Origin of the sequence: Vibrio jasicida 090810c, from assembly GCF_002887615.1 — a bacterium.
In the GTDB taxonomy this organism is placed as follows: Bacteria; Pseudomonadota; Gammaproteobacteria; order Enterobacterales; family Vibrionaceae; genus Vibrio; species Vibrio jasicida.
Genome location: NZ_CP025793.1, coordinates 1,679,281 through 1,689,578 on the forward strand (window position 1 = coordinate 1,679,281; position 10,298 = coordinate 1,689,578).

Sequence of the window (10,298 nt, forward strand, 5' to 3'; positions counted from 1 at the left end):
ATGGACTAACCTCGGATGTAGAACTAGTCCCTCCCCTTTGACTCGGGGTGTTGAGAGCTTAGATGCCAAATACAAGGGGAGGTTAGGAGGGGTTGGTACATTGAACTGAGGCTTGTGAACTTGCAACCCCCTCCAACTCCCCCTTTATCGACTTGAGTTGCTTCGCATTTGAATACAGCGATAAAGGAGGAGAGTTATTCTTTGCTAACTTAAGATCACCACTCCTCTACTGCTCCCGCGAATGCTCATAGTGCGCAATAGACTAACCTCAGATGTAGGGCGAGTCCCTCCCCTTTGACTCGGGGTGTTGAGAGCTTAAATGCACAATATAAGGGGAAGTTAGGAGGGGTTGGTGCTTTGAACTTTGACTTATGCACTCGCCCTCTTCTACAGAAAACTTACCCAGCCGCTTCGCGCTTCTCTTTGGTGACTAACCAACACATCCACGAACCAACCGTTACCATTACGACTCCTTGCCAAAAGCTGTGACTTAGAGTGACACCCAGAATAATAGAAGAAAACAGAGCAGAGAAAATCGGCGTAAAGTAAGACAAGGTTGCGAGAAACACCATATTGCCGCCAACAATCGCGATATTCCATAATCCGTAACCACCCGCCATTAAAGCTGCAGAAGCCACTAAGTACCCCATCGCTTCCCAACTGAATGCCATTGGCGGCTCATCAGTAAAGGCGTATTTGATCCACAAAGAGATGGCTGTCGCGATAAAGAACAAAGTAATCGCGTTGTGCTTCGATTGTTGTCTTTGAGTCAGATTGCAATACACAGCCCAGATGACTGCGCCTGCAAATGCCATGAAGTAAACAATCGGATTGCTGCTGATGTTCGCCAATAACTGCGTTGGTGATAAACCGCTATCACCACTGACCGTCCAAGCGACACCAATGAATGCCAACATAACTGCCGGGTACAGTAACCAGTTCGGCTTTTTGTTACTGCCCAATACCGCAAACAAAACGGTTAGTGCCGGCCATAGATAATTGACGATCGAAACTTCAATCGCCTGAGAACGAGAATTGGAGTAGCCCAACGCCAGCGCAAGGAAGATCTCGTAGCAGACAAACATCGCCCCACCGAGAACTAAATACTTGGGTGAGAAATACGACAGTTTTGGGATGCCAACCACAATCAACAGAAAAATGGAGCTCAGTGAATACAGCATGGCTGATCCGCCCACGGGCCCTAAACTTTCTGTCACCAATCTAGCGATGCCTAGCAAACAGCTCCAAGAGAGAATGGCGATACAACCATAAAGGGTGAAACGAAACTGATAGGATTGCATGTTATCTATGTGACCTACTGCTCATGAATGCCAAAGGAAACTGCAGCTTAACTCAAAAATGATCCGCTTCAACGTACTCTTTTCCCAAAATCCGTATAAAAACTACTCTATTAAGCGGTTGGAGTCGATATGAAACATTTTCTGCCTTCGAGTGTCATGCTGACACCTTTTGTTGTGCGCTACTATGAGGAAGACGACGAAAGTGAAAACGTTGAAACACATTCGGAAACGCATGGTCTAGATAGTGAAGAACAATCTAAGGAACGTTCAGAGTAAAGGAATCCAATCATGAAAAAAGTCGCAGTCATTTTAAGTGGTTCAGGCGTTTACGACGGCTCTGAGATCCACGAAGCCGTATTGGCGCTCTACGCCATCGAGAGAGCAGGTGCAACTTGGCACTGCTTTGCACCTAACATTGACCAACTCCACGTCATCAATCACCTAACCGGTGACGAAATGGATGAAACACGCAACGTCTTGATCGAATCAGCTCGTATCGCTCGCGGTAACATTGACGATGTCGCCAAATTTAACGTTGATGAATACGATGCCCTACTGCTTCCAGGTGGATTTGGTGCCGCGAAAAACTTAACCGACTTCGCCGTCTCAGGCGCAGAGTGTTCGATTAATACTCACGTCGCCCAAGCGTGTCGTGCGTTCGCTCAAGCGGGCAAACCTGCAGGGTATCTATGCATCGCACCAACTATTATCCCGATGATTTATGATCAAGGTGTAAAAGGCACCATTGGTAATGATGAAGCCACTGCAGCAGCATTCGGTCATATGGGGGGGGAGCACGTCAATTGTCAGGTGGATGAAATTCATTTTGATGAAAAACACAACGTGCTTTCAACACCAGCTTATATGTTAGCGGAGAATATCTCCCAAGCCGCGTCAGGCATTGAAAAACTAGTAGATAAGTTAGTTAAAATCGCCTAAATCGAAAACGTTTGCTTAAAACACACCATACGAACCCCCATTGATAGACTACATATTAATGGGGATTTTTTATACTTTAGTCGAATTGAGAGATAAACCGTACGAATCTTGTTATTTTTGCCAATCGTTTGCGTGATAAATGAGATATTTCAACTACGTTAAGTAGGTGTTGCACCATCTCACTGTGCAACAAGACTGACATCACACTTTCAGCCCTCAAGATACCCCTAAGGGGTTAAACTTGTCCTAGATCAATCTAAATCAAGAACGGGGTATGCAAGAGTAAATGACAGATTAAGAAAGATTATTAAAAATAACGACGGAGCAATCCAATATGACAAGTGCATTTTTTATCCCTACCGTAAACCTAATGGGCGCTGGTTGTCTGAAAGACGCAGCAGACAGCATCCAATCTCAAGGCTTTAAAAAAGGTTTGATTGTTACGGATAAGATTCTTAACCAAATCGGTGTAGTAAAGCAGGTTCAAGATCTACTAACAGAACGCGACGTAGCAACTGTTGTGTTCGATGGCACTCAACCAAACCCTACTATCAGCAACGTTAACGACGGCTTAGCACTTCTTACTGATAACGAATGTGACTTCGTTATCTCTCTAGGCGGTGGTTCACCACACGACTGTGCAAAAGGTATCGCGCTTGTTGCCTCTAACGGCGGCAAAATCGCAGATTACGAAGGCGTAGACCAATCTGCAAAACCAATGATGCCACTTATCGCAATCAACACGACTGCGGGTACAGCATCTGAAATGACGCGTTTCTGCATCATCACTGACGAAGAGCGTCACATCAAGATGGCTATCGTTGATAAGCATACAACACCGCTTATCTCTGTAAACGATCCAGAGCTAATGCTAGCTAAACCTGCTTCGCTAACTGCGGCAACAGGTATGGATGCCCTAACTCACGCGATTGAAGCTTACGTGTCTATCGCGGCAACACCAATCACTGATGCGGTAGCAATCAAAGCGATTGAGCTTATCCAAGCTTACCTACGCACAGCAGTGAAAAACGGTGAAGATCTAGAAGCTCGTGAACAAATGGCATACGCACAGTTCATGGCGGGTATGGCGTTCAACAACGCGTCTCTAGGTTACGTACACGCAATGGCACACCAGCTAGGTGGTTTCTACGACCTTCCACACGGTGTTTGTAACGCGATTCTTCTACCTCACGTACAGCGTTACAACGCACAAGTATGTCCTGAGCGTCTACGTGATGTAGCGAAAGCAATGGGCGTAAACGTAGAAGGCATGTCTGCTGAAGCAGGTGCAGCGGCAGCAATCGACGCTATCGTTACTCTAGCGAAAGATGTGGGTATCCCAGCAGGTATTAAAGAGCTTGGTGCGAAACTAGAAGACATCCCAACACTAGCAGACAATGCACTGAAAGACGCTTGTGGTTTCACTAACCCTAAACAAGCAACTCACGAAGAAATCTCTAAGATCTTCGAAGAAGCGATGTAATCTCGCTACATAAACAATTCTCTAGCCTTAATTCAATCCCCGATCTCGTATCGGGGATTTTTTACATTCTTATACAATCCATGCTCTGCAAAACGTTCTCTTTTAGTGTTAGCTTTTAAGCAATAATACGATTCATATTGGAAGGAACCATGAGAACGATTGCTGCTGCCCTACTCGCTTGTTTATCCTTTTCTGCCAACGCTGCCGAATACCGCGCTAACGAAGTGGCGAATGGATTTCAGATCCCTTGGGGGATCGAGTTCTTAGATAACCAACGCGTTATCGTCAATGAAAAGAACGGTACGGTTTCGTTGCTAGATATCACCACAGGCAAACCTCAAAAGCTGTTTAACGTCCCCGATGTGAACACCAGTGGACAAGCTGGCTTATTGGATGTCGCGCTCGCACCGAATGCCGATACGCAAAACCCGCAACTCTTCTTTACCTACAGCAAGCGCACGAGCAAAGGCAATACGGTGGCGTTAGCGACGGCGCAATTGCAAAACAATCAGCTTGTGGGCTGGAAAGATCTCTTTGTTGCTGATGCCATCACCGACACAGGGCGTCACTACGGCAGTCGACTTTCATTTGTTGACGACAAAGTTTACTTCTCAATCGGTGACCGTGGCGAACGTGATAATGGGCAAGACACTCAAACCCATGCTGGCAGTATTCTGCGCCTTAACCTTGATGGTTCGGTTCCACAAGACAACCCATTCAAACCTTCCGAAGCTCGTCCTGAGATATGGAGTTACGGGCACCGCAACCCACAAGGTATGTTTTACGACGAAGCAACAAAACAGCTGTGGTCGATTGAACATGGACCACGCGGCGGCGATGAAATTAACCTAATCAAGAAAGGCGCGAACTACGGCTGGGCTAAAGTCTCTCATGGTAAAGAATATTGGGGTCCGTTGGACGTCGGGGAAGCTAAGTCGTTACCGGGAATGGAAGATCCAAAGTTGGTATACATCCCTTCTATCGCACCAAGTAACATGATTTTGTACCGTGGCGATAAGTACCCTGAGTTGGACGGAAAAATCCTCGCCGGAGCATTGAAACTGGCGCACATCAACGTGGTTTCTATTGAGAATGGCAAGCTCACCGAATCAAAAAGATTGATGGAGAATCTTGGTGAGCGAGTAAGAGATATAACCATCAGCCCCGATGGTTATATCTACTTTTCTACCGACAGCGGCAAAATCTTTCGTCTCGAGGAGAAATAGCTTTCGCTTAAGAGCTAGTCAGACAAAGCTCGCTCTTTAAACTCACTGCCACCGTTTCATTGTCAAAATCGAGCGTCATGGTCGAGCCCAATGGAACGGTGAGCATTGGGTGAGTATGGCAGCTATCAAAGTCATACAAAATCGGCAGTGGTTGACCGTTAAGCACTTCTAGCAACACGTCTATAGGTGCTCGTCCTGTGCCTTTATCGTTGAACTTTTCATGCTTGCCGAGCACAACCGCACCAACTTTATCAAACACACCAGAGAGCTTGAGCAGCGCAAAAGAACGTTCGACCGTTTCAATACCTTGCAAACAATCTTCCACTAGCAAAATATCGCCTTGTTCGATGCTCGGCGTAAACTCACTTGCCCAGATGCCCGTCATGGTATTGAGGTTGCCGCCAATCAAACGTCCAGTGATCTTGCCTTCACCTTTGAAGTGCCACTGGTTTTGCAAGGTTTGCTTTGCGCGGTTTTGTTCGCCCCACTCTATCCATTCATCTGTCCACCCTTGAGGCATTGTGTATTGATGCGCCAAGCTATCTAACGTATTCACAATCGATTCGAACGAAGCGAAGGTCTCGTCCACCAGTGGCGGGAATTCACCCAGAGATGCCACCAAAGCTGGACCATAGAAAGTGACGATGCCGGTTTGTGCGTAAATGCCCATAAGCAAAGCTGTCACATCCGAATAGCCAACAATGATTTTAGGATCTTTCTTAAGCGCTTCGTAGTCGACGTAAGGCAGCAAAGAGTTACTGTTGTAACCGCCAATGGTCGACATAATACAGCGCACTTCAGGATCACGAATCAGCGCATTCAATTCTTCTACTCGCTCTTGAACCGAACCCGAGCGATATTGGTCAGTTTTGCCCGTTAAGCTGCCTGCTTTTAACTGGTAACCATGAGATTCCACGTACGCTTTAGCGCGCTCAAAACGCGCTGGTGCAAATACCGTGGCTGGGGAGGATGGCGAGAAAAAGCCGATGGTGTCGCCTTTTTGTAATGGTTTAGGAATAATCATGCGCGTCCTTGTTTTGTGATACATGGTTGATTTATTTTCGTACAATCTAAGCAGAAGAATCTAAACTTAACAATAACCTTTTGTTTTTTAAAACGATAGTTCGGTTAAGTTGTACGAGGTCATTATGATTCCATTCCCTTTACAGCTCGATAAAATTAAAGCCGTGGTGTTTGATTTAGACAACACCTTGGTGAGTTCTGATATGAACTTCGGCGAATTGCGACAACAGCTAGGTTGTCCGCAGAGTGAAGATCTATTGGATTTTGTCGACGCACTTGAGCATCCTCACCATAGAGAGCACGCTCATAACGTGATATTTGATTACGAGATTTCTGATGCTGAGCAGTCTGCTCCAATGATTGGCTGCCATGAGTTGCTCGCCCACTTGCATCAAAATGAAATCAAAACCGCTATCGTGACGCGCAACTGTCAAATCGCCACGCAGCGCAAACTAGAACACAACCAAATCTCAGTGGAACGAGTCATCACTCGTGAATGCTTCCCGCCCAAGCCAGACCCATTGTCTTTGCAGGTGTTGGCGAAAGAGTGGCGTTTGATGCCTGATGAAGTGCTTTATGTCGGCGATTACCTTTACGACTTACAGGCAGCGTATAACGCTCAGATGCCCTCTTGTCTTGTGCATCATGGTAATCAAGAAACTTTCAATGACTCAGCCTCGTTGGCGCTTAATGAACTCAGTGATTTATTGAGCCGTTTCGAATCCTTACCACGCAAATAAAGCACACACATAAAACACGCACACAAAAAAAAGGGGCACCAACGTGCCCCTTATGACTTATTCCCGATTGTTTCATGCGTTCCCAAAGATTGCTTGGGTGATGCGCTGCTTAGCCTTGTAGGTAAGCGTTAAGCATCCACATTAATTTTTCTTGCTCACGGATGTAGTCACCCATCAATGCTGCTGTACCTTCGTCATCTGCTTCACCCGCGTTTTGTAGAATCTCACGCTGTTTTAGAAGTAGAACGCTAAAGCCTTGAACCAGACCTTGTACACACTCCTCACCAGAAGTCGCGTTTTGATGTTCTTTAATTTCACTTGCTTCCAAGTAGTTGCTGAATGCGTGCGCTGGCGTATGACCCAAAGTTAGAATACGCTCTGCAAGCTCATCGATTTTTGTTTGTAGATCCGTGTAGATCTCTTCAAATTTTACGTGCAGTTCGAAGAATTGCGCACCTTTAATGTTCCAGTGGTAACCGCGAGAGTTCATGTACAACACTTGGTAATGCGCTAGCAGTTGATTTAGCTGTTGAGCTAGTTGTGCTGATTGTTCGCTGTCTAGACCAATTAGGCTTACTTGTTTGTTCATAATCTTGCTCCTAGAAGGATGATACCAATCGTAGTAACGAACGATTCTCTTACCGGGATTGGTATAAAGTTTAAAAATTCTTTTGCAGTATTTGCTGCCGATGGAGTCATATTACGACTCCGGCTCGGTGAAGAAAATTTGGTTTTAGCTATGATTTAAATAGCCAAATCCAATGAGCAAGTAGACGAATATCGGCGTATCATCCAACAAAAAGCCCCAACCCTTTTTGTGTAAAAAGGATTGGGGCTTTTTTACTATTTGGTTAACGAGCAAAAAAAGATGTAAACCTTATCTATGCCGTCTTGAAAGTCGCCATCTGTTGATTCAGCTCGGTAACTTGCTCTTTTACTTGCAATGATGTCTCTGATGCACGTTGGCTGTTATTCGAAACCTCATCCACTGATTGAGTAATACCGGACATCAATCCAGTGATCGAATTGGTCGCATGAGATTGCTGCTCTGCCGCTGCCGCAAGTTCTGCCATTTGTTCATTCAAAGAACCAATTTGTTCAGTCGTGACAAGCAAACGAGTTACCGCTTTTTCAATGTGCTCAGCGCCCTGCTCCGCCAGTGATTGACTGTGTTCAATCTCCTCAACCACCGAATTGGTCGAGCGTTGAATCGCATTAATGATGCCGTTGATTTCTGTCGTCGATTGAGTAGTGCGAGTTGCTAACATACGTACTTCGTCCGCCACAACCGCAAAGCCTCGTCCTTGGTCGCCCGCTCGCGCTGCTTCTATCGCGGCATTCAATGCCAGTAAGTTAGTTTGCTCTGCCAAGCCTTCAATCACTTCCGTAACTCGGCCAATGGCTTCGCTCTCTTTGCTTAACTGCGTCACTTGCGTGCTCGCGGTTTCAATGCTGCCGTGCAAGCTTTCCATGGTGACTTTGTTTTGCTCTAGTGCATCGCGACCTTGTTCAATCTCGCCTTTTGAATCAGAAAGCTTCTGCACCGATTGATTGGCTTGATCTAGGGTGTTACGCGCGGCTAAAGCGATTTCATCCAATTGGCTTCCCATTTCAACAATGCTGGTCTGTTGCTGTTCAACATTCGATGAGGTGACTTGCGCCGATTCCAACAAAGCCCCCATACTGGTATCCACTTGGTGCGCTTTTTCACTCACCCCTGCCACAATGCTCGCTAACGATTGGTTCATGCGGTTAATCGAATCGGTAAGGTCTGCCAATTCATCTTTCCCAACAACACTTAACGGAGGCTGAGAAACATCTCCTGAAGCGATCGTCTTTGCACGCTCCGATAAGTTTTGCACTCGGCGACCAATGGTGTTGCCCATGTATTTTGAAATCGCTACTGCGGCAAACAAAACCAATGCCGCTGCAATCAGCATGGTGGTGAGTACGTTTTTGATCGACTGATTAATGCCCTGTCCGCTTTGATCTGCACGACTTTGTTGAGCCAATACGATCGTCTCTAAGCTTTGGTCTAGTGCATCCGCTGCTGGTAACAGTTCGTTCGCCATCAGCAAGTTTGATTCGTTCCACTCTGGCGATTGACGCAATGCAATTACCTGCTCTGCCAAAGGAAAGTACAGTTGCTGCATTTCTTTAAACAGTGACCACAGTGATTGGTCGTTATCGGTAAGTCTGTCGAGTTTGCTGTCGATTTCCGCCACAGACTGATTATGGTACTTAATCAAGTCGTGGTATTTGTCTAGATGATCTTGCTGCCCGTACAACAGGAAATCTCGCAGAGCAGACAGTGCATTGGCGAGCGAGGTATAACTGTCGGCGTAGACTTTAAACAGACGCTTTCTGTCTCCACCAAATGGGTTTCCTGACTCTTCATTGATTAAGCTTTGAAGCTGATCAAGTGCCACTTCTGCAATGGGTGCCGCTTCGTTAATAAAGAGGTTATGCGCGGGTAAGTTCTCATCACTGTGACTGAGCTCAATCAACTTGTTTAGAGAGACTTTTACCGCATCCCATTGACTTTGAATCGCTTGAAAATCCTGTTCAGAGATCAAAGCCTGCAACGTTGGAAGCGACTCGTCTGTTGACGCCATGATATTGCGTACGTCCTCACTCAGACGTGCGCTCGCCTCTTCATCGCCACCTAGCAACATGTAGGCTCGAATAGAAGACAGCGACGCTTGAACGGACTGTTGGATACCGCGGCTGGTGTCGACGGTCGGTAAATCGGATTTAAGTAATGAAGAGGCGTATTGCTCTACGGTGGTGACGTTGCGATACGTGAATACCGCTGATGCCATAAAAAGTACGGCTAGCAGCACAAAACTGAGCTGCAACTTCCCTGATATCGTGAGGTTCATCCATAAACTCCTGAGAACGATGAGCCTTAAATATAACGATGTTTACAAAAATGTTAAATACAGGTATCAAAAGTTACTAAGAAAACCATGTAAACCACTATTTCAAGCCAAGAAATGGGACTTATTCGAAGTATGGTATGCGCTCACTACGTAAAATCAGATAATTAACGTAAGTCGTTTCTAAGCAGTCTTGCTCCCACAGCGAAAGAATCCGCTTGGTGGCAAAGTAGTAATCTTTATTACGCAGTAGCACGCCCACCGTACGACTGAGCTGCTCAAAGCGCTGTTGCTCATTAGCAGAGATGTAATTGTCTTTATTTTGAATGATGGGCGCCAATCCATCGGCAAACCAGTTGTTCAGAATTTCACGCATCTCAAGTTCCGACTCCGGCACATCGATACTCGACAACTCACGATGCTGTGGTGGTGGCACTATGTACTTCGATGCTTTTGGCGAACTGACATAACGGTACATGTCGCTCCTCCTTGTAAATGACTCTTATACCCAAGTGACTTCAAGATGCAGGATTCAGAGCGTTGTCATTGATTCGGGGTCAAGGAAAACAACGCAGCGTAATAGTCAGCTCTTTCCAAGTTGTTTGACACAGAAACCGAGTCAATGACACGCTCCCGAAGGGCGAGCTGTCTTGGTTTGTATACTTTGTTGTCGATTCTTGATTTAGACCCACTAGACCTTTAAATCG

The 10,298-nt window shown here is 46.0% G+C and carries 10 protein-coding genes; 5 read left to right on the plus strand and 5 right to left on the minus strand.

Annotated elements, in window-relative coordinates; translation table 11 throughout:
- Positions 1 to 398: 398 nt before the first annotated feature.
- Positions 399 to 1,301 carry an aromatic amino acid DMT transporter YddG gene (gene yddG / locus C1S73_RS25035; RefSeq protein WP_038867475.1) on the minus strand — a complete coding sequence of 301 codons (903 nt, stop codon included), beginning with the start codon at positions 1,299 to 1,301 and terminating at the stop codon, positions 399 to 401.
- 129 nt (positions 1,302 to 1,430) lie between these two features.
- Here yddG and C1S73_RS27955 point away from each other — a divergent pair, with 129 nt between their 5' ends.
- From C1S73_RS27955 to C1S73_RS25050, 4 genes are all read left to right on the plus strand, one after another.
- On the plus strand, positions 1,431 to 1,577 hold the full coding sequence (locus C1S73_RS27955; protein WP_005453721.1) for a hypothetical protein: 147 nt from the start codon (positions 1,431 to 1,433) through the stop codon (positions 1,575 to 1,577).
- 12 nt (positions 1,578 to 1,589) lie between these two features.
- The gene (elbB, locus tag C1S73_RS25040) at positions 1,590 to 2,240 is read left to right on the plus strand and encodes an isoprenoid biosynthesis glyoxalase ElbB (protein ID WP_038867473.1); all 651 of its coding nucleotides are present in this window, start codon (positions 1,590 to 1,592) and stop codon (positions 2,238 to 2,240) included.
- Between the two features lie 334 nt (positions 2,241 to 2,574).
- A complete protein-coding gene (yiaY, locus tag C1S73_RS25045) occupies positions 2,575 to 3,723 on the plus strand; it encodes an L-threonine dehydrogenase (protein ID WP_005442614.1) in 1,149 nt (382 codons plus the stop codon).
- A 149-nt stretch (positions 3,724 to 3,872) separates the two neighbouring features.
- Positions 3,873 to 4,949 carry a PQQ-dependent sugar dehydrogenase gene (locus C1S73_RS25050; RefSeq protein ID WP_038867471.1) on the plus strand — a complete coding sequence of 359 codons (1,077 nt, stop codon included), beginning with the start codon at positions 3,873 to 3,875 and terminating at the stop codon, positions 4,947 to 4,949.
- A 7-nt stretch (positions 4,950 to 4,956) separates the two neighbouring features.
- On the opposite strand, the gene C1S73_RS25055 is transcribed toward C1S73_RS25050, so the two are convergent.
- The gene (locus C1S73_RS25055) at positions 4,957 to 5,973 is read right to left on the minus strand and encodes a S66 family peptidase (protein ID WP_038867469.1); all 1,017 of its coding nucleotides are present in this window, start codon (positions 5,971 to 5,973) and stop codon (positions 4,957 to 4,959) included.
- 124 nt (positions 5,974 to 6,097) lie between these two features.
- Here C1S73_RS25055 and C1S73_RS25060 point away from each other — a divergent pair, with 124 nt between their 5' ends.
- Positions 6,098 to 6,712: an HAD family hydrolase gene (locus C1S73_RS25060; RefSeq protein ID WP_005388252.1), complete on the plus strand. Its 615-nt coding sequence runs from the start codon at positions 6,098 to 6,100 to the stop codon at positions 6,710 to 6,712.
- Positions 6,713 to 6,821: 109 nt separating this feature from the next.
- Here the strand turns inward: C1S73_RS25060 and C1S73_RS25065 are convergent, their stop codons facing one another.
- From C1S73_RS25065 to C1S73_RS25075, 3 genes are all read right to left on the minus strand, one after another.
- A complete protein-coding gene (locus C1S73_RS25065) occupies positions 6,822 to 7,301 on the minus strand; it encodes a Dps family protein (RefSeq protein ID WP_005388254.1) in 480 nt (159 codons plus the stop codon).
- Between the two features lie 292 nt (positions 7,302 to 7,593).
- Positions 7,594 to 9,594, minus strand: a complete 2,001-nt coding sequence (locus C1S73_RS25070; RefSeq protein ID WP_038867467.1) for a HAMP domain-containing methyl-accepting chemotaxis protein — start codon at positions 9,592 to 9,594, stop codon at positions 7,594 to 7,596.
- A gap of 121 nt (positions 9,595 to 9,715) precedes the next feature.
- Positions 9,716 to 10,069, minus strand: coding sequence for a hypothetical protein (locus tag C1S73_RS25075; RefSeq protein WP_038867464.1), 354 nt, complete (start codon positions 10,067 to 10,069; stop codon positions 9,716 to 9,718).
- Between the last annotated feature and the right edge of the window lie 229 nt (positions 10,070 to 10,298).